18 protein-coding genes are annotated in these 24548 nt (G+C 74.2%); 10 read left to right on the top strand and 8 right to left on the bottom strand.

Translation table 11 applies throughout. From position 1 onward, the window contains the following. Positions 1–182 precede the first annotated feature (182 nt). The 7 genes from ACFRU2_RS23980 (at position 183) to ACFRU2_RS23950 (ending at position 8174) form a co-directional block, all read left to right on the top strand. On the top strand, positions 183–980 hold the full coding sequence (locus tag ACFRU2_RS23980) for a CoA transferase subunit A (protein ID WP_382975394.1): 798 nt from the start codon (positions 183–185) through the stop codon (positions 978–980). A 1-nt stretch (position 981) separates the two neighbouring features. Next, entirely contained in the window at positions 982–1665 is a 684-nt protein-coding gene (locus ACFRU2_RS23975; RefSeq protein WP_382975391.1) for a CoA transferase subunit B, read from the top strand. Positions 1666–1904: 239 nt separating this feature from the next. Beyond that, on the top strand, positions 1905–3470 hold the full coding sequence (locus tag ACFRU2_RS23970; RefSeq protein ID WP_382975389.1) for a PHB depolymerase family esterase: 1566 nt from the start codon (positions 1905–1907) through the stop codon (positions 3468–3470). 77 nt (positions 3471–3547) lie between these two features. Beyond that, the gene (locus tag ACFRU2_RS23965) at positions 3548–4963 is read left to right on the top strand and encodes a 3-hydroxybutyrate oligomer hydrolase family protein (RefSeq protein WP_382975386.1); all 1416 of its coding nucleotides are present in this window, start codon (positions 3548–3550) and stop codon (positions 4961–4963) included. Positions 4964–5084: 121 nt separating this feature from the next. Further along, a complete protein-coding gene (locus tag ACFRU2_RS23960; protein WP_382975384.1) occupies positions 5085–5852 on the top strand; it encodes a 3-hydroxybutyrate dehydrogenase in 768 nt (255 codons plus the stop codon). A gap of 131 nt (positions 5853–5983) precedes the next feature. Further along, on the top strand, positions 5984–6643 hold the full coding sequence (locus ACFRU2_RS23955) for an NADPH-dependent FMN reductase (protein ID WP_382975765.1): 660 nt from the start codon (positions 5984–5986) through the stop codon (positions 6641–6643). 82 nt (positions 6644–6725) lie between these two features. After that, positions 6726–8174, top strand: a complete 1449-nt coding sequence (locus ACFRU2_RS23950; RefSeq protein WP_382975381.1) for a glyceraldehyde-3-phosphate dehydrogenase — start codon at positions 6726–6728, stop codon at positions 8172–8174. 65 nt (positions 8175–8239) lie between these two features. Here the strand turns inward: ACFRU2_RS23950 and ACFRU2_RS23945 are convergent, their stop codons facing one another. After that, positions 8240–11095, bottom strand: a complete 2856-nt coding sequence (locus tag ACFRU2_RS23945) for a LuxR C-terminal-related transcriptional regulator (protein ID WP_382975379.1) — start codon at positions 11093–11095, stop codon at positions 8240–8242. 583 nt (positions 11096–11678) lie between these two features. Between ACFRU2_RS23945 and ACFRU2_RS23940 the strand changes: the two genes are divergently transcribed. Next, positions 11679–13706 carry a putative Ig domain-containing protein gene (locus ACFRU2_RS23940; protein WP_382975376.1) on the top strand — a complete coding sequence of 676 codons (2028 nt, stop codon included), beginning with the start codon at positions 11679–11681 and terminating at the stop codon, positions 13704–13706. Positions 13707–13780: 74 nt separating this feature from the next. On the opposite strand, the gene ACFRU2_RS23935 is transcribed toward ACFRU2_RS23940, so the two are convergent. Beyond that, a complete protein-coding gene (locus ACFRU2_RS23935; protein ID WP_382975373.1) occupies positions 13781–15109 on the bottom strand; it encodes a CoA transferase in 1329 nt (442 codons plus the stop codon). A gap of 208 nt (positions 15110–15317) precedes the next feature. Here ACFRU2_RS23935 and ACFRU2_RS23930 point away from each other — a divergent pair, with 208 nt between their 5' ends. After that, positions 15318–16259 (top strand): ion transporter, encoded by a 942-nt coding sequence (locus tag ACFRU2_RS23930; RefSeq protein WP_382975370.1) that lies wholly within the window; start codon positions 15318–15320, stop codon positions 16257–16259. Here ACFRU2_RS23930 and ACFRU2_RS23925 read toward each other — a convergent pair. Both ACFRU2_RS23925 and ACFRU2_RS23920 read right to left on the bottom strand, forming a co-directional pair. After that, positions 16256–16984: a nucleotidyltransferase domain-containing protein gene (locus tag ACFRU2_RS23925; RefSeq protein WP_382975367.1), complete on the bottom strand. Its 729-nt coding sequence runs from the start codon at positions 16982–16984 to the stop codon at positions 16256–16258. The two genes, ACFRU2_RS23930 and ACFRU2_RS23925, sit on opposite strands and share 4 nt — an antisense overlap. Positions 16985–17036: 52 nt before the next feature. Next, positions 17037–17288: an acyl carrier protein gene (locus ACFRU2_RS23920; protein WP_382975364.1), complete on the bottom strand. Its 252-nt coding sequence runs from the start codon at positions 17286–17288 to the stop codon at positions 17037–17039. 76 nt (positions 17289–17364) lie between these two features. Between ACFRU2_RS23920 and ACFRU2_RS23915 the strand changes: the two genes are divergently transcribed. After that, on the top strand, positions 17365–18147 hold the full coding sequence (locus ACFRU2_RS23915) for a lysophospholipid acyltransferase family protein (protein WP_382975362.1): 783 nt from the start codon (positions 17365–17367) through the stop codon (positions 18145–18147). A gap of 78 nt (positions 18148–18225) precedes the next feature. Here the strand turns inward: ACFRU2_RS23915 and ACFRU2_RS23910 are convergent, their stop codons facing one another. The 4 genes from ACFRU2_RS23910 to surE form a co-directional block, all read right to left on the bottom strand. Next, the gene (locus tag ACFRU2_RS23910; protein WP_382975359.1) at positions 18226–19677 is read right to left on the bottom strand and encodes a hypothetical protein; all 1452 of its coding nucleotides are present in this window, start codon (positions 19675–19677) and stop codon (positions 18226–18228) included. A 17-nt stretch (positions 19678–19694) separates the two neighbouring features. Beyond that, complete coding sequence (locus ACFRU2_RS23905; protein ID WP_382975357.1) at positions 19695–21389, bottom strand: hypothetical protein; 1695 nt, start codon at positions 21387–21389, stop codon at positions 19695–19697. 315 nt (positions 21390–21704) lie between these two features. Further along, positions 21705–23336 (bottom strand): carboxylesterase/lipase family protein, encoded by a 1632-nt coding sequence (locus ACFRU2_RS23900; RefSeq protein ID WP_382975355.1) that lies wholly within the window; start codon positions 23334–23336, stop codon positions 21705–21707. An 88-nt stretch (positions 23337–23424) separates the two neighbouring features. Then, positions 23425–24351 carry a 5'/3'-nucleotidase SurE gene (gene surE / locus ACFRU2_RS23895; protein ID WP_382975352.1) on the bottom strand — a complete coding sequence of 309 codons (927 nt, stop codon included), beginning with the start codon at positions 24349–24351 and terminating at the stop codon, positions 23425–23427. Positions 24352–24548 lie beyond the last annotated feature (197 nt).

The raw sequence follows: 24548 nt of genomic DNA, 5'->3' as shown, positions 1-24548 counted from the left end.
ACGTACGACCGCCTCCACCGGTTCCCCGGGGCGCCCGACCACACAGGAGGACGGCCCGCTGTGTGACCGGCCGCCATGGCCAGGGCGGGCCGGCGGTTCCTAGGGTCGGTCGGGCGGACCTGGTCGCGCGCCGGCCCGTTCGGGTGGCCGGCGGCCCGGGGCCGGGCGATGGAGGGTGTGCGATGGGGCTGGACAAGGAGGTCGCGAGCGCGGCCGGGGCGGTGGCGGACATCCCCGCCGGAGCTTCGCTCGCGGTGGGCGGCTTCGGTCTGTGCGGGGTGCCGGGCGTGCTGGTCGGCGCGCTGCTGGAGCGTACGGAGGTACGCGGTCTGGAGGTGGTGTCGAACAACTGCGGGGTGGACGACCGGGGGCTGGGACTGTTGCTGCGCGAGGGCAGGATCGCCCGGATGACCAGCTCGTACGTGGGCGAGAACAAGGAGTTCGCCCGGCAGTACCTGAGCGGCGAACTGGAAGTGGAGCTGGTCCCGCAGGGCACCCTGGCCGAGCGGCTGCGGGCCGGCGGCGCGGGCATCCCGGCGTTCTACACGCCGGCCGGGGCCGGCACGCAGGTCGCGGAGGGCGGCCTGCCCTGGCGCTACCGCGCCGACGGCGGCGTTGCCGTGGCCTCGCCGCCCAAGGAGCTGCGCAGCTGGGGCGGCCGGGAGCACCTCCTGGAGGAGGGCATCACCACCGATTTCGCCCTGGTGCGGGCGGCGGCCGGGGACCGGCACGGCAATCTCGTCTTCCATTCCTCGGCGCGCAATTTCAATCCCCTGGCCGCGATGGCGGGACGCATCACGATCGCCGAGGTGGAGGAACTGGTGGAGCCGGGAGAGCTGGATCCGGACGCCGTCCACCTACCGGGCATCTTCGTCCAGCGGGTGGTCCGCGTGCGCCCCGGTGATCCGGCGGCGGAGCGGTACATCGAGCGTCGCACGGTCCGGACTCCCCTCCTCCCCGAACAGCAAGGCGGAATGTGACATGGCTCTGACGCGCGAGCAGATGGCGGCCCGGGCCGCCCGCGAGCTGACGGACGGTACGTACGTGAACCTGGGCATCGGGCTGCCCACCCTGGTCCCCGGCCACGTTCCGCCGGGGGTCGAGGTGGTGCTCCAGTCGGAGAACGGCATCCTCGGCGTGGGCCCGTACCCGCTCCCCGACGAGGTGGACCCGGACCTGATCAACGCGGGCAAGGAGACGGTCACGGTCCGGCCGGGGGCCTCGTACTTCGACTCCGCCCTGTCCTTCGGCATGATCCGCGGCGGGCACGTGGACGCGGCCGTGCTGGGCGCCATGCAGGTGTCAGCCTCGGGCGACCTGGCCAACTGGATGATCCCGGGGAAGATGGTCAAGGGGATGGGCGGCGCGATGGACCTGGTGCACGGCGCGCGCCGCGTGATCGTGCTGATGGAGCACACCGCCAGGGACGGCACGCCGAAGCTCGTGGAGCGGTGCTCGCTGCCGCTCACCGGGCGGGGCGTCGTCCACCGGGTGATCACCGACCTCGCGGTCCTCGACATCACCCCGGAAGGCTTCCTGCTCCGCGAACTGGCGCCCGGGGTCTGCCTGGACGAGGTCCGCACGGCGACGGACGCGGAGCTGGTGGTGCCGGAGGGTACGGCGGCGGAGGAGGCCGTCATCGGCCCGCCGGCAACAGCCCATTGATCGCCGCAACGGCGGTCCGGAGATCGTCCGCGTGGAAGCCGATGCTCATGTGCCCCAGTAGAGCAGGCCGTTAGCAGCGGACGGGAGGCGCCCGCAACCCTCGTGGTCCCCGCAACCGGGGGCCGAGTATGGCGCTCCGCGCCATGCCGGAGCGGACGGAGCCGGTCCTACGGTGGCGGGCACCGCAGGCCGCCCCGTGTGACGGGGCCCCGCCCTGCCCGTCACCTCAGGGAGCCGCCATGTCCTTGCGCAGCAGACCGTCCGCATCCCGGTCCACCGGCCGACGGCGCACGCCCGGGCCGCCGCCCGGGCGTCCGTCGCTCGGGCGGGCGTACAGACACACGTACGGGCGGACGCGCCGGGCCCTCGTGCGGGTGCTCGCGCTGGTGCTGCTGGCCGTGGGGGGTGTCGTGGCCGGGCCCGCCTCCCCCGCACGCGCGGCCGTCGCGCTCCAGCGGGTCACCGGGTTCGGGACCAATCCGGGACAGCTCGCCATGTACGTGTACCGCCCGGCCTCCCTCCCGGCCGACCCGGCGGTGGTGATCGCCCTGCACGGCTGCACGCAGAACGCGCAGACCTACGCCGACAACTCCGGTCTGCCCGAACTCGCCGACCGCGAGGGCTTCTTGGTGGTCTTCGCGGAGACGAGCTCCGCGAACAACCCCAACAAGTGCTTCAACTGGTTCCAGTCCGCGGACAACCGGCGCGGTCAGGGCGAGGCCGCGTCCGTCCGGCAGATGGCCGCTCACGCCGCCTCCGCCTACTCCGCCGACCCCGCCCGCACCTTCGTCACCGGCCTGTCGGCCGGCGGCGCCATGACCGCCGTGATGCTCGCGGCCTACCCGGACGTGTTCGCGGCCGGGGCAGTGATCGCCGGTCTGCCGTACGACTGCGCCAAAGGGAGCAGCCCCTACACGTGCATGAACCCCGGGGTGGACAAGTCCCCGGCGGCCTGGGCCCAGTTGGTCCGCGACGCCTATCCGGCGTGGCCCGGCCCCTGGCCCCGTGTGGCGATCTGGCAGGGCGACGCGGACACCACCGTCGTGCCCCGCAACGCCGATGAACTGCGCGACCAGTGGACGGCGTTGCACGGGCTGGCCCCGACCCCCACCCGCACCTCCGTCATCGGGCCCGACGCGACCCGCCGGGAGGAGTACCGGGCGGCCGACGGCACGGTGGCCGTGGAGGTGGACCGGGTCCCGGGCATCGGGCACGGCACCCCGGTCGATCCGGGCTCCGGTCCCGGGCAGTGCGGGCACACGGGGGCGGCGTACTTCCTCGCCTCGATCTGCTCCGCCCACTGGATCTCGGAGTTCTTCGGTCTGGACGGCTCCGGAACCGACCCCGGCCCCGGTCCCGGCACCCTGCCCGCACCCTCCGGCCTGGCCGTCTCCGCCGTCGGGGACACCGGCGTCACCCTCACCTGGGACCCGGTGCCGGGCGCCGCCGACTACGCCGTCCACCGGGACGGGATCCAGGTCGCCACTCCGGCCGGGCCCCCTTACACCGACGGCGGCCTCGCCCCCGGTACGGGGCACACCTGGACCGTGGCGGCCCGCGACGGCGCGGGAGCGATCGGAGCCCGCTCGGCGCCGGTCACGGCGAGCACGACCGGAGCGCCCGCCGCGTGCTGGAAGGCGAACAACTACCAGCAGGTACAGGCAGGTCGGGCCACGACCGACGGGAGCTACGCCTACGCCAAGGGCTCGGGGCAGAACCTCGGCCTCTACAACCTCTACGTCACGCACACGCTGAAGGAGGCGCCCGCCGGCTACTTCGTCATCGCCGACGCGGGCTGCCCCTGACCACCCTGACGGCCGGCCACCCGGCCGGCCGTCCGTCCTCCCCACCCCGTCCCGACGCGCCCTCTGGAGCCTCCCCCATGCCACCGGCCATCCGTTCCCTCACCGCCACCGCGGCCGCCGCCCTCCTGGCCTCGGCCCTGCTGGCGCTCCCCGCTCCCCCGGCCGCCGCCGGCGGGGCCGACGCGCACTGTGCCCGCCGCGCCCACCTCCGCGTACCGGGGGCCGCACACCAACAGGCCGACTGCCTGGAAGAGTTGACGACCGCCGGCACCGTGGCCTCCGGGCACACCGATCCGGCCGACTGGGCCGGTCTCACCCCCAAGGACCTGACCGTCCCCACGGGCGTGCCGGGCATCCAGATCGACGGCTACTTCCCCGACACGGCCGCCCCGGCCGCCCTCCCCAACACCAACCACGGCTGGAACCACGACGCGCAGTTCGTCATCCGGCTGCCCGACCGCTGGAACGGCGGTCTCGTCGTCGCCGGCTCCCCGGGCGTGCGCGAGCAGTACGCCAACGACCGGGCCATCGGCGACTGGGTGCTCTCGCGCGGCTACGCCTTCGCCGCCACCGACAAGGGCAACACCGGGGTCGCCTTCCACCGGGACGGGCAGGCACCCGGCGATGCCGTCGCCGAGTGGAACACCCGCGTCACCGAGCTCACCCGGGCCGCCCGCGCGGTCGTCGCCCAGCGCTACCACCGGGCCCCCTCCCGCACCCTCGCCACCGGCATGTCCAACGGGGGCTACCTGGTGCGCTGGCAGCTGGAGAACCATCCGGAGCTGTACGACGGCGGGGTGGACTGGGAGGGCACCCTGTGGCGGGCCGACGGCCCCAACCTGCTCACCTTCCTGCCCCCGGCGCTGGCCGCCTACCCCGCCTACGCGGCCGGCGGCCCGGGCGCCGGACAGGCGCACGAGGCGATGCTCGCCGCCGGGTTCCCGGCCGGGTCGGAGTTCCTGTGGCCCTTCCACCACCGCTCCTACTGGGACCTCACCCAGCGGATCTACCGCGAGGAGTTCGATCCGGGCTTCGACGGTCCGACCGAGGCCGGGACCCCCTTCTGCGCGCCCGGCACCCCGGCCTGTGACGCCGACTACGCCTACGCCGACCGGCCCGCGGAGGTCCGGCGCGCCGTCCGGCGGGTGGCGCTCACCGGCCGGATCGGCAAACCGCTGATCACCCTGCACGGCACCCTCGACGTCCTGCTCCCCATCTCCCGGGACTCCGACGTGTACGCCGAGATGGTCCGGCAGTCCGGCCGCGGGGACTTGCTGCGGTACTACCGCATCGAGGGCGGCACCCACGTGGACTCGCTCGTCGACGCCTTCCCCGACCGGCTGCGCCCGCTCACCCCGTGCCATCGCGCCGCCTTCACCGCGCTGGAGGACTGGATCGGCCGCGGTGTGCGGCCTCCGCTCGGACACACCGTCCCCCGGGACCCGTCGGCCACCCCGGCGGCCCTGCTGACCAGCTGCCCGCTCGGCTCCTGAAGAGGCACCGCCCCCGCCGCGCACGCCGCGGGCCGCATGGTGATCGCCTCCATACGGGCGGCCCCGAGTATGGGGCGCGGCACCGTGGGCCCCGCCCGCGGCCCTCCCTAGGCTTCGGGCCATGACGAGCGAACCTCCTTCCCCCAACGGTCCGCGAGGGCGCATCGCCCTGGTGACGGGCGGCGGCAGCGGCATCGGCCGGGCGTGCGCGGTGGCCCTGGCCGACGCCGGGGCCACGGTGCACGTGGTCGACATCGACGCGGCGGCGGCCAAGGCCGTCGCCGCCCTCGTCGGCGGGTACGCCCACGCCGTCGACCTGGCCGATCCCGCCGCCATCGGGGAGCTGCCCGCCGCCGTCGACATCCTGGTCAACAGCGCCGGGATCCAGCACGTCGCCCCGATCACCGAGTTCCCGACCGAGCGCTTCACCCTGATCCAGCAGGTGATGGTCACCGCGCCCTTCCTGCTGCTGCGCCACGTGCTGCCGCACATGTACGCCGCCCGCTGGGGCCGGGTGGTGAACATCTCCAGCGTGCACGGGCTGCGCGCCAGCGCGTACAAATCGGCCTACGTGGCGGCCAAGCACGGGCTGGAGGGGCTGAGCAAGGTCACCGCGATCGAGGGGGCCCCGTACGGGGTGACCAGCAACTGCATCAGCCCCGGCTACGTCCGCACCCCCCTGGTCGAGGGGCAGATCCTGGACCAGGCCGCCGCGCACCGCATCCCCGCCGCGGACGTCCTCTCCGAGGTGCTGCTGACCCGGTCTCCGATCAAGCGGCTCATCGAGCCCGAGGAGGTCGCGGCGGCCGCCCTGTGGCTGTGCGGACCGCACACCGGATACGTGACGGGCACCTCGCTCCCGCTGGACGGCGGCTGGAGCGCCAACTGACCCCGTCCGGGTGACAGCCCGTGCGCCGCGCCGCGGGGACCCGTGGCGGGTCCCGTACGGTCCCGCACGTGACCGATGCGAACCAGCCCCAGAGCCCGAAGTTCCCGACGGATCCGGCCGCGCCGGATCCCCTGAACGTCACCACCACACCCGACCCGCTACGGGTCCTCGTCCTCGCGGGGTCCTCCCGCGAGGGCTCGGTGAACGCCCGGCTGGCCGCGCTGGTCGCCGGTCAGGTCGAGCGCTCGGGCGCCGTCGCGGACCTCGCCCGGATCGGGGACTTCGCGATGCCCACCTACGACGGCGACGCCGAGCAGGCGGACGGCCAGCCCGCCGGATCGGCCGCCCTGCGCGAGCGGCTGCTCGCGGCGCAGGCCCTGGTGATCGCCTCGCCCGAGTACAACGCCTCCGTGCCGGGCGTCGTGAAGAACGCCGTCGACTGGGTCTCCCGGTTCCGGCCGCAGCCCTTCAAGGACAAGCAGACCCTGCTGGTGTCGGCCTCCCCCTCGATGGTCGGCGGGAACCGCGGACTCTGGGCGCTGCGGGTCCCGCTCGAACACCTCGGGGCCCGGGTGTACCCGGACATGTTCAGCCTCGCCGCGGCGCACTCGGCCTTCGGCGAGGACGGCGAGCTGACCGATCCGGGCCTGCGCGGACGCCTGGCCGACACGGTGGATTCCTTCCTCGCGCTCGCCGAGGCGGACACCCGGTACCTGTGCCTCCAGCGCCGCTGGTACGAGTTCCTGGGCGACGAGAGCAACGCCCCCGTCACCCAGCGGGCCGAGGGCTGAAGGGCCGCTCAGGGGGTGCCTGAAGTCCCGAATCGGGCACGGGTTAGCATATGAGCGCCGCCTAGCTCGAAAGATATGATCTGTGACTGTCAAAGACGACGACTCGTTCACCAACTGGAAGAACCGCGAGGAGATCGCGGAGTCGATGATCCCGATCATCGGGAAGCTGCACCGCGAGCGGGACGTCACGATCCTGCTCCACAGCCGCTCCCTGGTGAACAAGTCCGTGGTCAGCATTCTCAAGACCCACCGCTTCGCCCGCCAGATCGACGGCGAGGAGCTCTCGGTCACCGAGACCCTGCCGTTCCTGCAGGCGCTCACCACGCTCGACCTCGGTCCGTCGCAGATCGACCTCGGCATGCTCGCCGCGACGTACGCGACCGACGAGCGCGGTCTCTCGGTGGAGGAGTTCACCGCCCTCGCCGTCGCCGGTGCCACGGGTGCCAACAAGATCGAGCGCGGCGAGGGCCGCGACGTCGTCCTCTACGGCTTCGGCCGCATCGGCCGCCTCGTCGCCCGCCTGCTGATCGAGAAGTCCGGCTCCGGCAACGGCCTGCGCCTGCGTGCCATCGTCGTCCGCGGGGGCGGTGAGGCTGACCTCGTCAAGCGCGCCTCGCTGCTGCGCCGCGACTCGATCCACGGCCAGTTCCAGGGCACGATCACCGTGGACGAGGCGACCAGCACCATCGTCGCCAACGGCAACGAGATCAAGGTGATCTACGCCAACGACCCGTCCGAGGTCGACTACACGGCGTACGGGATCAAGGACGCCATCCTGATCGACAACACCGGAAAGTGGCGCGACCGCGAGGGTCTGTCCAAGCACCTGCGCCCCGGTATCGACAAGGTCGTCCTGACGGCTCCCGGCAAGGGCGACGTCCCGAACATCGTGCACGGTGTCAACCACGACACGATCAAGCCGGACGAGCAGATCCTGTCCTGCGCCTCCTGCACCACCAACGCGATCGTCCCGCCGCTCAAGGCCATGGACGACGAGTACGGTGTCCTGCGCGGTCACGTGGAGACCGTCCACTCGTTCACGAACGACCAGAACCTGCTGGACAACTACCACAAGGCCGACCGTCGTGGCCGCTCCGCGCCGCTGAACATGGTCATCACCGAGACCGGCGCCGCCTCCGCCGTCGCCAAGGCGCTGCCGGACCTCAAGGCGCCGATCACCGGCAGCTCGATCCGCGTCCCCGTCCCGGACGTCTCGATCGCCATCCTGAGCCTGCGCCTGGGCCGTGAGACCACCCGCGAAGAGGTCCTCGACTACCTCCGCGACGTCTCGCTGCACTCGCCGCTCAAGCGCCAGATCGACTTCACCACGGCTCCCGACGCGGTCTCCATGGACTTCGTCGGTTCGCGCCACTCCTCGATCGTCGACGCGGGCGCCACCAAGGTGGACGGCGACAACGCCATCCTCTACCTCTGGTACGACAACGAGTTCGGCTACTCCTGCCAGGTCATCCGTGTGGTCCAGCACGTGTCCGGCGTCGAGTACCCGACCTACCCGGCGCCGGCGGCCTGAATCCGCAGGACCTCGTAGGACCCCGTAGGACCGGACGTACCGAACGCCCCCCGAGTGACCTGAGGTCACTCGGGGGGCGTTCGTCCGTCCCGGCCCGGGGCCGCGGCGGCGCGGGCCGCGGCGAGCTGGGTGCGCGAGCGGACGCCGAGCTTGCGGTAGACGCGGCTCAGCATGCCCTCGACCGTCTTGACCGAGATGAACATGTGCTGGGCCGCCTGCTGGTTGGTGGCCCCCTGGCAGATGAGGTCCGCCAGGCGCGACTCGGACTCGGTCAGCCTCCCCGCGCCCGGAGCCGGCCCCGTGGCCGGAGCCGGTCCGCCCGCCCGGTCGAGGAGCTCCCGGGTGAGCTCCTGCCAGGGGCGGGCGCCGGTCTCGTCGAAGACGGCCCGGGCCGCCTCCCAGGCCGCGCGGGCGGCCGCCTGGCGCCTGCGGGCCCGCTCGACCCGGCCCAGGGCGAGCAGCGTACGGGCCTGCTCCAGGGGCAGGCCGAGCCGTTCGAAGGCGGCCGCCGTGCGGTGGAGCAGACCGCTCGCCTCCTCCACGGCGCCGCCGCGGGCCAGCAGGATCCCCCGGGCACGGTCCAGCGCCGCCCCCGGACCCGAGTCCGCTCCGGCCCGGCCCCGGGCGGGCCCCGCACGCTCCAGCAGGGCCCGGGCCAGGTCGAGCCGGCCCGCGCAGGTGAACGCCTCCACGGCGTCCGGCTGCCAGCGGAACATGCCCGGGTCGGCCGCCGGAACGTGCCGCTCGGCCTCGGCGACGGCCGTGAGGGAAGCCACGGCGTCGGCGACGTCCCCGGTGTGCAGCTGGACGGCGCCCAGGACCCAGAGGTTGCGCGACACGTACAGTCCGTCCCCCTCCTCCTGCGAGGCGCGGGCCCCGCAGGAGGCGGTGCGCAGGGCGGCCGCGAAGGATCCGGCGGCGCTCTGCGTCAGCGCCGCGGTGTACCAGGCGGGGCCCATGGACAGCCCCGCCCCCGTGGACAGCCGTACGGCCTGATCGGCCCACGCGAGCGCCGGGGCGCAGGCCCCGAGCCGGGTGTCGACCTCGGCGAGGCTGCGCCAGATGTCGACCAGGTCCTCGGCGTCGCCCTCGTGCTCGGCGAGCGCGAGGAGTTCCAGGAGCCGTTCGCGCGCCTCGGCCAGCCGGTCGTCGAAGACGGCGTGCCGGGCGGCGAGGTACTGGGCGCTGTTGCGGATGCCGGAGTGCTGGGCCGGAATCCCCAGGGCGAGGGCCTCCGCGAGGGTGCCCGGCGCGTCGGCGGTGCCGAGGACGCGTTCCATCCGGGCCCGCATGGTCAGGGCGGCCGCCTGCAGGGGGCGGTGGCCGCCGGCCGCGGCGAGTTCGGCGGCCCGGCCCGCCGCGCGCAGGGCCCGCTCCGGGGCCGCGTGGGCCACGTTGGCGGCGATGGCCGCGCGGAGCTCGACGGCGGCGAGCAGGCCGGGGTGTCCCGCCCCCAGTTCCCGGCAGCGCGCGAGCAGCGGCTCCAGATCGGAGACGGCCTGGCCGTGGGCGTCGACGACGGCGAGCAGCGCGGTGACCTGGTCGGTGGGCTCGGCCCTGCCGGCGGTCAGCGCGTCCGCGGCCTGCCGGGCGATGTCGACGGAGCCGGCGCAGGCGGCCTCCTGGGCCGCGTACGAGAGCCTGCGGATGCGCAGGGCGGAGCGGGCCGGCGGTGTGATCTCGGCGGCCAGCAGGAACAGTTCGGCGGCCAGGGACCGTTCGCCCGCCTCGCGGGCGGTGGCCGCGGCGGTCTCGGTGTCCTCGGCCAGTCCCTGGTCGGGCAGGTCCGCGGCCAGGGCCCGGTGGCGCACCTCGTGGACGGGGTCCCCGACGGCCCGTGCGAGCGTCAGGTGGGCGGCGGCGCGCAGGGGCCTGGCCCCGGACCGGGCGGCGGCCCGGGCCAGGGCCGCCGCGGTGAAGTGGACGGCGCTCGCCCCGTCCACGCTCAGTATCCCGGCGGCCTGGGCCCGGGCCAGGTGTTCCTCGGCGTCGGAGCGGCCCGCCCGCAGGAGGAGCGGCAGCGAGGGCCGGCTCGTCAGGGCGGCGAGCATCAGGGTGTGCCGGGCGGGTTCGCCGAGCGTGGCGTGCAGCCAGGCTCCGGCCGCGTCGACCGTCTGCTCGGCCATGGCGGGCCGGTGCCGCTGGGACGCGGGCATCCGCGCAAGTGCCGTACAGGACACGGAGGTCAGCAGGGGGTGGCCGCCGCAGTGGCTCTGCAGGGGGCCCGCCCAGCGGGTGGGCAGGCCGTGCGCGTCGAGCAGGGCGGCCGTCCCCTCCGCGTCGAGCGGGTCCACGTCGACCTGGACGGGATGCCCGCCGAGCAGCCGGGCGGCGGCCTGCGCGCGCCCGTGGACGCGTTCGGTGACGAGCGCGGTGAGCCCGGGTGCGGCGAGGGTGCGCAGGGCGTAGCCGAGGACGTCGGCGCTGGCCGGATCGAGCCATTGGGCCCCGTCCACGGCCAGCATCCAGCGGCCCGACGCGAGCAGCGCGGTCACCGCGAGGCGGGCGGGCAACTGCTCGGAGGCGGCGAGCGGTTCGTCGGCTCCCCGGTGCAGGATCCGGTCGACCACCTCGTTCTGCCGGCCGGAGAGCACCGCGAGCTGGGCCGCACCGCAGTGGGAGAGCATCTGGGCGAGCGCGCCGAAGACGTGATCGCGGTCCTCTTCGACGGTCGTGACGCGCAGCACCGTACGACCGGGGCCGGAGCCGGGGCCGGAGGACAGGGTGCGCAGCACCTCCTCCAGGGCGGTGGTCTTGCCCGCGCCCCAGGGGCCGGCGAGCGCCACCCGCCCCTCGCGCTCCAGCACTGCGGCCGCGCGGGCGGCCGCGCCCGCGTCCCCGTGCCTTCCCCTGGTGACCGGCACGGGGATGGCGTGGGTGGCTGGGTTGGCGGGGTTGGCCAAGTAAGTGTCCGGCGTCACGAGGAGGCACCGTAGGCGGCGTCGGTTCCCGTGACAACGCCGAGTGCAGCCGGGCCGGGGGATCAAGGGTTTCCCCTGATGCCAAGGGGTGCGGCTCCCGGCGATGGTGGTGCCACGGCGGGCCGTCCGTGCTCCGGGTGCGGGGTGGCAGACCCGGAGCACCGCACCCTCCACGGGAGGAGCGGGGCGCGGTCCGGACGGCCCGCCGCACCGCGCCTCGGGCCCGGCGCGTCGGGTCCAGGTCGCCGGGTCCCAGGCGCCGTACGCGCGTCGGCGCGGGCCGCCGCGCGCGCCCACCCCCCGGCCGGTCGACTCGGAGGGCCAACGCGGGCCGGGGCGAGGCGGGTTGGTCCGGAGGCCGGGCTCGGCGGACCGGCCCGTGGCCGGCGGTCGGCCGGCTCGGCAGCAAGGGATTCCTCCGATGCTCGCGGCACCGGCCCGGGATCACTCTGTTGGCCATCCCGGAGAGCGAAGGCGCGGCTCCCCGACCTCCGCACTCCGGGGACGTGAAGGGTCCTTCCCCCACGGGACGCGCATCCGTCCCGGCCTACCCCTCCGGTTCGCCCCCCATGAAGGGATTTCCGTGCGAAATCTGTCAAGCAGGTCCACGTGGGCCTCAGTTGCCGCGGCCTCGGTCACAGCCGTCGTCGCTCTCGGAGGTCTCGGCGCCCTGCCCGCCCAGGCCACTGCGGCCGCGCGGCCCGGACCGTCCGTGTCCCCGCAGGTCTTCGAGGCCATGCAGCGCGATCTCCACCTCACCCCCGGACAGGCCCGCGACCGGATCACCGACGAAGCGGCGGCCGGCAAGGCGGCCACCCTCATCCGGGGCCGGGTCGGCGACCGGGTGGCGGGCCTGTGGTTCGACTCCTCCACGGGACGTCTGAACGCCGCCGTCACCAACGCCGCGGACGCCGCGGTGGTACGGGACGCGGGCGCCGTCGCCCGGCAGGCCCGGTACGGCCCGGCCGAACTGGCCGCCACCGCCCGCATCGTGACGCGCGACATCGGGTCCGGGATCGCGGGTGTGGTGTCGTGGGGTCCCGACGTCCGGAACAACCGGATCGACGTCACGGTCGACCGGACGGCGCGCAACGCGTCCACCGACGCCTTCGTGGCCCGCCTCGGGGCCCTGGGCGGCATCGTCCACGTCACCGAGACCACCGGCAGCCCGCGGCAGCAGGGCGGTGACGTGGTCGGCGGCGAGAAGTGGGTGCCGGGCTCCGAGAGCCCGTGCTCCATCGGCTTCTCCACCACCCGGACCAGCGACGGCAGCAAGGCGTTCGTGACGGCCGGCCACTGCACCAACGACGCCAACCAGGCGGCCTACGGCAAGGACGGCACCCGTCTGGGCACGTCCAACAAGGGCGGCAGCAACAGCGTGAACGGGCCGGTGGGCGACTTCGGTCTCGTCGACGTCGACCAGACCGGATGGAACCTCGCGCCCAAGGTCGCGGGGTACGGGACCCAGCCCGACTTCACCCTCACCGGCTCGGCCGAAGCCGTCGTGGGCACCGCGATCTGCCGTTCAGGTCAGACCACCCAGCTGCGGTGCGGCGAAGTGACGAAGGTCAACCAGGAGGTGGACTACGGCAACGTCAAGATCGGCGGCCTGTCCTTCTCCAGCGCCTGTTCGGCGGGCGGCGACTCGGGCGGTGCGTACGTCACGGCGACCGGCGGCAAGGCCGTGGGCCTGCACTCCGGCGGCGGCTCGGCCATCTGCTCCACGAGCGGTGGTGACAAGTACACGATCTTCCAGCCCGTGATCGAGGCCCTGACCTACTTCAAGGTCGCCCTGGTCACCTCCACCCCGCAGCCCGGCAACGTCACCGTCGCCGCGGTCTCGGCGCAGAACGGCGTCATCGGCGCCCGGATACCCGAGCTGCGCAACAGCGCCGAGGGCGGCACGGCCCCCTACGCCTGGTCCGCGACGGGCCTGCCCGCCGGGCTGGCCATCGACTCCTCCACCGGCACCATCACGGGCACCCCCACCACGGCCGGAACCTCCAACGTGACCGTCACCGCCACCGACAACGCCGGCAAGACCGGCTCCACCTCCTTCTCGTGGACGATCACGACCGCGGGCACGGCCCTGTCCGTGACCAACCCCGGCAGCCAGAGCTCCGCCGTCGGCGCCGCGGCCAGCCTGACCGTCAAGGCCGCGGGCGGCACCGCGCCCTACGCCTGGTCCGCAACGGGCCTGCCCGCCGGCCTGAGCATCGGCTCCACGACCGGCACCATCACCGGTACCGCCACCACCGCCGGAACCTCCAACGTGACCGTCACCGCCACCGACAACGCCGGCAAGACCGCGTCCGCCACGTTCTCCTGGACCGTCAGCACCGTCACCGGCACCAGCCCCGTCCTGACGAACCCGGGCAACCAGACCGTCTACATCGGCAAGCCCGTCAGCCTCGCCCTCAAGGCCACCGGCGGCACCGCGCCCTACGCCTTCAAGGCCACCGGACTTCCCGCCGGCCTGAGCATCAACGCCACCACGGGCGTCATCACCGGCTCCCCCACCACCTGGGGCTTCGGCGGCAGCACCCTCACCGTGACCGACGCCGCGGGCAAGTCCTCCTCGGTCAACGTCACCTGGAACGTCTACTTCTAGTCCTCCCCGCGGGGCCCCGGCCGACACCCCGGCCGGGGCCCCGTCTCGGTGCGCGCCCCGTCCCCCGCCCCGGGTCAGAGCCAGGCGGGCCGGTCCGTCCCCCACCGGGAAGGGCCCCGGTCCCACGCCCGGCCCCCGAGCGGCGAAGCCGCGTACCGCAGCGGCCCGTATCCCGATGCGGTCTCGCGCAGCCACGGTTCCGGGGCGTACCCCGGTTCGGCGGCGCCGGCCCGCGGGACCTCGCGGATCAGCCACGACGCCGTCCCCGCCAGGGAGAACCGCAGGGCCTGCCCGCCGCCCTCCGCGAGGGCCCGTAGCACCCCGGCGGCCGCCAGGTACCCCGTCCCGTGGTCCAGTGCCTGCGCCGGCAGCACCCCGGGGGCGCGCTCGTCCCCGCAGGCCGCGGAGATCCCGTACCCCGCCTGGACGAGCGAGTCGAAACCCCTGCGCCCCGCCCAGGGGCCCCGCGGGCCCCACGCGCACAGCTCGGCCACCACCAGCCCCGGCCGCCGCGCCAGCAGTTCCGCCGCGCCCAGCCCGTACCGCTCCAGTGCTCCCGGCCGGTATCCCGTGACCACCACGTCCGCTCCGGCGAGCAGCCCGTCGAACACCGCCCGGTCCCCCGCCTCCCCCAGGTCGAGGAGGGCGGAGCGCTTCCCGAATCCGGTGTCCGCGTACGCGTCGTCCGACTCCCGGAGCCCCGGGGAGTCGATCCGCAGGACGTCCGCGCCGAGCAGTCCGAGCGTCCTGGTGGCCACCGGCCCCGCGATGACCCGGGTCAGGTCGAGCACACGGACCCCGGCCAGCGGCAGTCCGGCGCCCGCGGCGATGGCCCCGAGGGGCCGCCCGGGCACGCCCGACTCCGTGCGTTCCACGAGGGGTTGCGGTGCGCCGTACCCGTCGGTCAGCACGGCCACCGCCAGCCCGCCCGCCGCGTAGACCTCCTCCTGGACGTCCACGGCCCGGCGCCGGGCGATCGCCGCGGCCACGCCCTCCCGGGTCCCGGCACCCAGGACGCGCACCAGTGCGGTCTCGTGGTGCGGATAGTTGGCGTGCGTCCGCACCCATCCGTCGGCGGCCCGCCAGAAGCCGGACAGCGGCGCGAAGGTGACGGGCGCCCGGCCGTCCACGAGCAGGTGCCGCTCGCTGACGAACGCCGTGGCCACGGCCCCTTCGTCGACCTGCAGCGGGGCCACGTCGTCCGCGTTCCCCCCGGCCCGTACGGCGGCCAGCTCGGCGGCGGCCAGCGCGCACACGCCCACCGTGGCCCGCGCGAGTTCCCGTACGGGCAGCGGCCCGTCCCCCAGCCCGCCGGGCCCCCGGTAGCCGACCCGCTCCGCCAGCTCCTCGGGGCCGCCCAACGCGGCCCATGCCTGTCCGGTCCCACCGTCACTCGTCTTCATGCGCCCATCCTGCACACGCCGCCCCGGCCCCCGCGGGGCGGGGCGGGGCCCCGATCGGGCGATGTAGCGCTCCAGGGCGTCTCGAATTCGCCCGTACGGCGTTACACGACCCGGAACATGAACATCGCCTCGGCTGCCTCGTCTTCCGTCGCGGCGCAGCCGGCGCGTGCGGTCCGGGGGCGGCCGGTGGCCCGTACGAGGGAGCACGATGACCGACCCGACCGCGGTGGACACCTGGCGTGGAAGGCTTGCCGCACCTTGCCGTGACGTGTGCGAGGCGCCCGCGTTCTCGCTCACCGTTTTCGCGGTGATCCTCTTCAACGCCGCACTCCTGGGGGCCGAGACGTACAGCGGCCTGTCCGCCGAGTACAACGGCCTCCTTTCGGCGACCGAGCGCTTCTGCGTGATCGCCTTCACCTTGGAGATGCTGATCCGCCTCGGCGCGCACGCCGACCGGCCGAAAGCTTTCTTCCAAGACCCCTGGAACGTCTTCGACTTGCTGGTCGTCTCCTCGGCCTTCATCCCGTTCCTCCGGGAGAACACCACGCTCCTGCGGCTGCTCCGGCTGGCGCGGGTCCTGCGGACCGCCCGGTTCATGCCCCAGCTGCGGGTCCTGCTGGTCGCGGTGGGCCGCAGCCTGCCCGGCACGGTCAGCTTCCTGTTCGTGGGCGCGCTGATCGTCTACGTGTACGCGATGATCGGCTGGATCTGCTTCGCCGAGCACGACCCGCAGCACTACGGGTCCATCGGCCGGGCCGGGCTGACCCTGTTCCTCCTGATGACGCTCGAAGGGCTCGGGGACGCCGTCCACGCCGGGCTGGCCATCTCCCCGCTGAGCATCCTCTTCTACGCCTCCTACGTGCTCTTCGCCTCCTTCGTCCTGGTCAACGTCCTGATCGGCGTGGTCCTCAACGCCCTCGAGGAGGCGCGGGAGATGGAGGACGAGGCCGAGAAGGAGGAGAAGCGGGCCGCGCTCCTGGCGAAGCAGTCGCCGCCCGACGCGGCGGACGAGCTCCTGCTGCGGATCGCGGCGGTGCGCAGCGCGCTCGACGACATGGAGGCCCAGCTCGACACCGTGCACGCCACGTCGGCGGCGACGGTGGCCGCGCCCTCCACCGCACCGGCCCACGCTGCGGCGGGCGCACGCTAGGGACGGACGTTCCCGTCGGACACGGCGAACCCTTCGGAGCCGGCGGACGCGTCGGAGCCGTCGGGAACGCCTCCGGCCGGTCGGGCGCCGCCCGGCCGGAGGTCCGCCAGCCAGGCGTGCCCCGGATGCTCCCGCTCGACGAGCTCGGCCAGGGTCGTGCGCCGGGCTTCGTCCAGCAGGGGCAGCGCGCGGGCGAAGTCCTGCTGGTCCTTGGGGCGGACCGCTTTGGCCTTGAACAGCAGCGCCAGCTCGGGCGCGAGGTAGGGGATCCCGTCCGGCGTCCGGCACACCACGGCGGTGTACGGCAGCCGGACGGACGGGTCGCGCCGGTAGATCCAGGTCTCTCCGTCGTGCGGCTCGCGGAACACGTCCACCAGGAAGTTCCCGCTCGCCGGATCGCGCAGCCAGGTCTGGTGGCCGAGTGCCGAAGCCTCAGGCGTGAACTCCCAGAGGCGGTCGTACGCCACCACGTCGAAGCCGAACTCCGGGAACCTGGCCCGGATCTCGGGGAAGCTCCCCGCCGGGACGGCGATCTCCAGATCGCCGTGGGGCCGGGGCGGCCCGCCCGTGAACAGGTCGACGGCCCAGCCCCCGGCGACGTACCAGGGGGCGCGGACGCCCACGAGCCGGGCCGCCACCTCGGCGGGGGTCCAGGCGTGCGCCCACCTGGCCTCCGCCTCGGCCTGGGTGATCTCCACTCCGCCCGGGGGCGGTTCTGCGGTCATCGGACCAGGGTACCGAGGGGACCGTCCGCCGCCCGGTCGTCGGGGGCGTCCCTCAGAGGGCAGTGATGCGCGCGTCGAGGACGTCGGCGAACTCGGCGAGGGTGAGGGCGCGCAGCTCCTCCTCGTCCACCTTGATGCCCAGCCTCTCGTGAAGGACGATCGCCATCTCCACCACCATGAGCGAGTCGGTGAGCATGTCCCGCATCAGGGTGCCGCCCTGCACCTCCTCGGCCGGGAATTCGAACATTTCAATGAGGATCGCGCCGATCAGATCGATCGTGGATTCGGGTGCGGAGGTGGTCATGGAATCTCTCGTTTGCGGTAGCGCGGCCCGTTGCGCCAGGGTGACGCAGATGGCCGAGGGGTGAAGGAGAACACGCGTGTCGGAAAGCATGAACGATGTGATCGAGGCGGGAAGCGCGGAACTCCGTTACGTTCGGGAGCGGCTCGAAGAGGCGGGTGAGGGCGCCTGCGACCGGCTGCTCGACTGGCTGATGGACGACTATTTCCGGCTCGACATCACGGGGTGGGAGAACATTCCGGCCGAAGGACCCGCCCTGATCGTGGCCAACCATTCGGGGGCCTGGGGGCTCGACGCCTTCGTCCTCGTCAAAGCACTCGCCCGCCATCTGGACCGCCCTTTGCGCGTGCCGTCCGCTTCCCCCGTCTTCCGGTTTCCGGTCATTCGTTCGTATGCCCGGAAAGGGGGCGCCATTCCTCTCGATCCGACGCTCGGGCTGGAACATCTGACGGCCGGGGAACTCGTGGGGGTCTTTCCCGAGGGGACGTCCGGTCTGGAGAAGCCCTTCCGTGACCGCTACCGGCTGCGCCCCTTCAGCCCCGGGTTCGCGGTGACCGCCGTCCAGGCCGGGGCGCCCGTGGTTCCGGTGGCCGTCATCGGCGCCGAGGAGGCCTGCCCCAGGCTCGGCGAGATCCCGGCCCTGGCCCGCCTGTTCGACCTCCCCTTCTTCCCGCTCACCCCGCTCTTCCCGCTGCCGGCGAAGTGGCTCGTCACGGTGGGCGAGCCGATCCCCGCGCCGCCCAGGCCCGAGTCCTTCGCCGCCCGGTCGGCCGCGGCCCGCGGGCTGTGCGCCGAGGCCCGGGACGCGGTGCAGTCCCTGGTGGACCGGGAGCGCGCCAGGCGGGTGACGCCCTTCTGGTAGCCCCGGCGTGCCGGGGGCCGCCCGGCGCCCGCGCGGATGCCGCCCCGGATACGCCCCCGATGCGGCCCGGTTCACGTCTCAGTCCGCCAGCCGGTGCGCGGCCCGGCGTACGCCGTCGGCCGCCTGCGCGCACCGTCCCGCGTGGTCCAGCAGCATCATGCGGAACCTCTCCCCCGCCTCGTCCCGGTCCCAGCCGTCCGCCCCGGCGCAGGCCGCCAGGCTTTCCGCGTGCGCCGCCAGCCGCTCCGCACTGGCCCCCGCGAGAGCCCCGTACGCCACGGGGGCGCAGCCGCGTACCGGTACCGGTACGGCCGACGGGCTGCCCACGGTCACCCGCCCGTCGCCCGGCCCGCCGGGCGGTTCCGCGAGCGCCATGAGCAGGGAGCGCGGGTCGAGCGTGCCCGGCAGCCGGCCGGCGGTCAGCTTCGGGTGGACCACGAAGGGCCGGGCGACCGCGGTGATCGCGCGGACGAGCTCCTCGGCGACGAGCACCGCGAGCCGGGTCGCCGCGCACGCGCCGGGCGCTCCGCACAGCGCCGACGGCCAGATGCCCGGGCCGGCGGCCTCCTTCGGCGGCGAGAGCCAGCCCGGAGCGCACAGGATCTCCGTCCCCGTGCCGATCCCGAGGCCCTCCCAGACGAACGGCGCGCGGACCCGGTGGACGGAGGCCGCCACCGGAGGATAGTGACGCAGCGCCCGGGCCACGGCCTCCTCCGGGGCGGCCGCCGGCTCCACGGTGTGCAGGGCCAGGGCCTGGAGGACCGTGGCGGAGGCGGCCTCGGAGACCAGGGCGAGCGCGTGGGCGAGCGCGGCCACCGTGGTGTCCGGACAGGTCCCGGCCGCGACCAGGCGGCCGGCCAGGGAAGCGGGGTCCGGGCTCTCCAGGTAGCGGGACGTCCTGCGCCGGAGGGCGGCCGCCGCCTCCGCACGGGCACTGCGGCTCTCCGCCGCCGCGGCCCGGGTCACCATCGCGCTCAGCAGGGTGTCCTCGGCCGCCGCCTCGCCCGCCACCAGGCGTCGGCCCAGCCGTGCCATCACCTCGTGCCAGCCCTGCCACTCCAGGGTGCCGTCCCCGCGCCGGCCCGCGACCGCCTCGTCCACGTCCCGGGCCACGAGGCCGGACAGGTCGCCGTCGGGTGCGGCGACCTCCCAGGGCAGCTCGGTGTGCGGGGACGGTTCGTACCGGTGCCCGCCGGCGGTGAGCCCCCTGGCGGGTTCCAACACCCCCTCCTCGTCCGCCCGGACGAGGAGGGACTCGGACACCCCGGGGGTCAGCGGTACGAGGAACTCCCCGAAGGGGGTGCGCAGCCGGACCGGGCGCCCGGAGCGGGTGCGCCTCAGGTGTTCGAGCAGGGTCCGCACGACCCCTTCACGAGTCAGCACGTCCAGGCCCAGCGCACGGGCCGGGCCATCGGTCCACGGCAGCCGCCGGGCGACCATGGCCGCACTGAACACGGCGTTCTCCAGGGCCCAGGCGGACTCGGGGGCGGGGGGCACGGGGGCCGGGGTCGTCTTGGTGGCAGCGGTCATCTCGGGCTCTCCGGGGGTCACTTGTCGCGCAGCATGTAGGGCTGGTTGCCGACGATGCGGCCGTCGTAGGCGCCGATCAGCGCGTTGACCTTCTCCCGGTGATGCGCCATGGGGCCGCGCAGGGTGTCCGAGTAGGCCTGAGGGGCGTGCGACAGGGGGTAGTCGTACGACTCGTCCAGCCAGGCCAACTCGACCCAGCTGTCGGGGATGCCGTTGGGCGAGGCGGGGCCGCGTCCGTCGAGCATCGGGATCACGTCGTGCTTGTTGACCAGGCTGATGACCCGGGTGGTGTGGTCGGCGGGCCGTTTGCCGTCGATGGGCGAGCCCAGCGTGATCACGTGCGTCACCTGGTAGCGGGAGGACACCTCCACGTCGGCCGCGAGGTTCATCGCGGTCAGCCCGCCCAGGCTGTGCCCGACGAGCATGATCTCCGACCCGGCCGGTACCCCGGCGCGCAGCAGCAGCTTGCGTGCGGCACGGGTGTAGGTCGTATCGGTGCGCAGCAGTCCGTCGAACGCACCCACCAGGTCCTGCGGGGTGCTGTTGCTCAGCAGGGCGAAGCTCGTTCCGGGAAGCAGCAGGACGTACCGGACGGCGCCGTCGGTGCATTCGACGCGGCGCAGCAGGACCAGTCCGTGGTTGCCGAGGGCGCCGATGTCGGTGACGTAGCTGACGATGTCGTTGGCGGAAGTGCCCAGCACCTTGGCCAGGATGGAGTCGGCCTCGGCCCGCTCGGCCCGGCCGGGACCGGGGTTGAGGTACTTCAGCAGGGTGCTCGGCAGCCCGAACAGCGGATCGGTGGTCGGCACCCCGCCGGCGAGCGTCACCCAGGAGAAGCCGTCGTTGACGGGGTTCTCGTCGAGCAGGCTCAGCAGCGCGAGCAGTTCCATGATCACGGGGCTCACCGTGGTGAGGGCGCGGGTGAGCCCGAGGAGTTCGACGAGCGCGTACATGGCGCGCAGCGCCTCCAGCCGGTTGCCGGCCGCCACGGCATCGGTCAGCCGCCTGGCGAGCGGCGAGTCCAGGTTGGGGTGGTCGGAGGCGGTCGCGCTGATCCGCAGGGCGAAGGCGTCCACGGCCAGGGCCACGGCGGCCGGCCGGCGGTAGGTCACGATCCCGGCGTACCGGGCCAGTTCCCCTACGAGTCCGCCATGGGACCCGAAGCCGAGCCCCGACGGGCCTGCCAGCGCCCGGGCACAGGACACCGCCGTACCGAGGGCCCAGCCGGGGCGGCGCAGCGCCTCCAGCGCCAGCCGCGGGCTGCTGAGCGCACCCGACAGCTCGGCGCCCGCCTGTTTCGCCGTGAGGGCGGCGTCCGCGAGCAGGACCGAGGCCGCGAGGAGCAGCTCCGGGTCCGTGCGCCGCCGGTCCGCCGGGGCGGCTGCTGCGGGCTCGGGGGCGGGGGTGGGATGAGGGACCGGGGCCGCGGCGGGAGCGGGGATCGGGGCCGGAGCGGGGACCAGGGCCGGATCGGTGGGCGGGGCAGGGTCCGGGTCCGGGGCCGGCGTCGAGTCCGCGGCCGGGGCGGGGTCCGCGGCCCCTGCCGCCTCTGCAGAGCCGGAGGCTTCCGCTTTCGCTTCCGCGGCCCCGGCGCCGGCCTTTGCCTCTGCCTCTGCCTCTGCCTCTGCGAGATGCCCAGGTGTAGGCGATTCCGCGGGCCGGTCCCCCTCAGGTGCCGACCGATCCTCCGCGTCCACCGCTCGAGCGGTCACGTTGCCCACCTTCCGTGCCTGTTCCCGTGCCTGCGCAACGGCTTCGCCCGAGTTCCGTTGCCCGAACGGGCATGCTGGCACCTGCGCGACCCCTTCCCCGCGGCGATCAACCGCCGCAGCGCGCCACGCACCCGCGTCGTGGACGCAAGGAACCGCCGGATGCCCGTGGGGACCGTGGCCCTCGGGGCATCCGGCGGCGTGGCGGCACCCCCCGGGCCGCCGCCCAATCGGTGATCACCAAGGGATGACCTCTGCGCTCACGCGTTGACGCGAGCGCGGATCACCCCCGTACGGACCACCGGGTCTCGTCTCCCGTCAGAGCGGCCGGGAGGGCTGGTCGCGCCAGAAGCCGCACTGGTGCTCGGCCGCGAACGCCCGGTCGAGCCGGTCCCCTGCGGGCGCCAGCGTCAGTACGGTGCCGCCCGGTCCGGTCGCCGGCCAGGGGGTCTGCCCCGCGACGGCGGGAACACCGTGGCGGGCGAAGGCACCCCAGTAGCGCTTCATCCGTGTCGACAGGGCGACTTGGACGGAGGCGAGGGGCCGTTCGCCCATGGTGAAGTCGTGCAGGTAGGCGAGCTCGGCGCTGTGCGCGTTCGACTCGTCCAGGCCGGGGACCTGCGCGCCCGCCAGGGTCGGCGAGTCGGGGTCGTCGAACTCGTAGGCGAAGGTCGGAACTTGCCGGGCGAACGACTGGGCCGTCCAGGCGGTTTCGCAGGCGAACGTCGAATCGGTCAGGACCGCCGACAGCGCCAGGTACGGGGATCCGTGCGCGGCCACCGGGTAGCGGGCGAGAACCTCAGGCCCGGCCGCGCCGTAGCCCGCGAGGACCTGTTGCGCGTACTCCTCGGCCGTCAGGCCGGGCTGGGTCAGCGCGACGAAGAAGCGCGCCTCGGAACGGGTGCTCCCGATCAGGACGGGGACCTTGTTCCAGGCCCCGGCCGAGATCGCGGCGGCCGGATCCCGCGGCAGCAGCCCGTCGCCCGAGGCGGGACCCGAAGTGGCCCGCGTACGGGCCGCATTCACCAGCGACGACCCGGACGCGGCCCGCAGGCACGCCACGACGTCCGCCGGATCGGGGCAGCCCGCGCCCACTGCGAAGGCCCGCGCCTCGGACTCGGCCCGCACACGGTCGGGGGTACGCAGCAGCGTGCACGGCCCGCTCTGCAGCACGGCCCGGTGGAACAGGCCGGCCGCCGACGGGGCGGCCAGCAGCCCGCACACCGAACCGCTGCCCGCGGACTGGCCGGAGACGGTGACGTTGCCCGGATCCCCGCCGAAGGCCGCGATGTTCTCCCTCGTCCAGCGCAGCGTCTGGATCTGGTCCATCAGCCCGAAGGATCCGGAGCGCAGCGCGTTCTCCCGGCCCAGTTCGGGCAGGCCCAGGTAACCCAGCTGGCCCAGGCGGTAGTTGATGCTGATCACGACGGAGCCGGTCAGCTCCGCCATCGTGCGTCCGCCGAACTGGGTGCCGGTGCCCTGGCTGTACGCGCCCCCGTGCATCCAGAGGATCACCGGCAGCCGGGACCCGGCGCGGGCCCGGCCGGGCCGGTACACGTCCAGGTACAGGCAGTCCTCGCTGACGGCCGAGGGATCGCTCAGCCCGAACGGCGAGAACTGCAGGCAGGCCGGGGCCTGTTGGACGGCTTCGCGCACTCCGTTCCAGCGCCGGGGCGGCTGCGGGGCGCGCAGCCGGTTCTCCCCGACCGGGGCGGCGGCGTAGGGCACGCCGAGGAACTCCTGCGCGCCGTCGTGGGCGCGGCCGCGCAGCGCGCCCTGGGCAACGGAGACCACCGGGCGGGGCGCGCCGTCCGGAACTCCTCCGGCGGGGGTGGCGGGAGATGCCGCCGCCGGGAGCGCGGCGGCGATCAGCGCGGCGAGGCCGAGCACCGTGCCGAGTAAGGGTCTTGAGGTGGAAAGCCGGGTGGTCCGGTGCGAAGGCCGTGGCATCCGTACTCCTGGGTTCGGGGCAGTCCGGGGGCGGAGCGGGGCGCGGGACGCCCCGCCCCGCCCCCGGAGGGTCGGTTGGCGCGGAGGCCTACGGGCGGAGCCCGGTGAGCAGGGCCGCGGTGACGGCGAAGTCGACCGGTCCGGTGTTCCAGTCGGCGTTCATCGGGCTGACGGCGATCTTCCCGGCGGCCACGGCTTCCACGTCGCTGCCCCGGGCCGGCGTCTTCAGGTCCACCGTCACGCCGACCTTCCAGGTGCCGTCGCCGGCGTCGGTGTAGTCGGCCTTCAGGACTGCCTGCGCGTCCTGGAAGGTGGTGGCCACCCCGGCCGGGGTTCCCTTGCCGTCGGCGCCGATGACGGGGTGGTTGACGTTGAGGCCGACCCCCTTGGGCAGCAGCGGGCCGGAGCGGGCCCGCGCGCGCAGCCGGTCGATCAGCTTGACCGCGAAGTCGACCGTCGGACCCATCGCGTTGACCGTGGTCACCGGGTCGGGGGCCACGAGGCCGCCGGTGCTCAGGGCGATGGCGGGCACACCGGCGTCCAGTCCGGCGATGGCGCCGCCGACCGTGCCGGAGTGATTGGTGATCGCGGCCAGGTTCGGACCGAAGTTGGTGCCCGACACGACGAGGTCGGGCGCCCGCCCTTCGAACACCTCGGAGAGCCCGAAGTTCACCGAGTCACCGGGGGATCCGTCGACCGCCCACACCTTCGGCTCGGGGTGGCGGACGGTGATGGACGGGGCGTTGGACGTCTTCGTACCGGCGCCGCTCTGGTTGGTCAGCGGGGCCACGATGGTGACGTCGTGCCCGGCGGCGGTCAGCCGCGCGAAGGCCAGGCGGATGCCGGGCGCGTTGTAGCCGTCGTCGTTGGTGAGCAGGATCCGCAGCGGGCCCGCGGGCACCGGTGCGGGCGCCGGCCCGCCCTGCGGCTCGGCCGCGGCGGCGGGCACCGTACCGGCGAGGGCCGGTGCGCAGAGCAGCAGGGCGGCCAACGGCAGAACTCGCTTGCGTTGCACGGAACGCTCCTTCGGAGAGGGAGGGGAAACTGGGAACTGGGTGAGGGTGGGGAGGGGTGTGGCACGGGGGGGGGGGGGGGAGCCCCCCCCCCCCCCCCCCCCCCGAAGGGGAAGCAACACCCCCAAAAAGAAAACAAAGAACGAAAAAAGAACACAACGACCCAAAGCCCCCGCCCCCCCCCCCGCTACCACCACCG

Source organism: Streptomyces sp. NPDC056883, assembly GCF_042788835.1.
In the GTDB taxonomy this organism is placed as follows: domain Bacteria; phylum Actinomycetota; class Actinomycetes; order Streptomycetales; family Streptomycetaceae; genus Streptomyces; species Streptomyces stoeckheimensis.
This window is presented reverse-complemented; position numbering and strand designations above follow the sequence as displayed.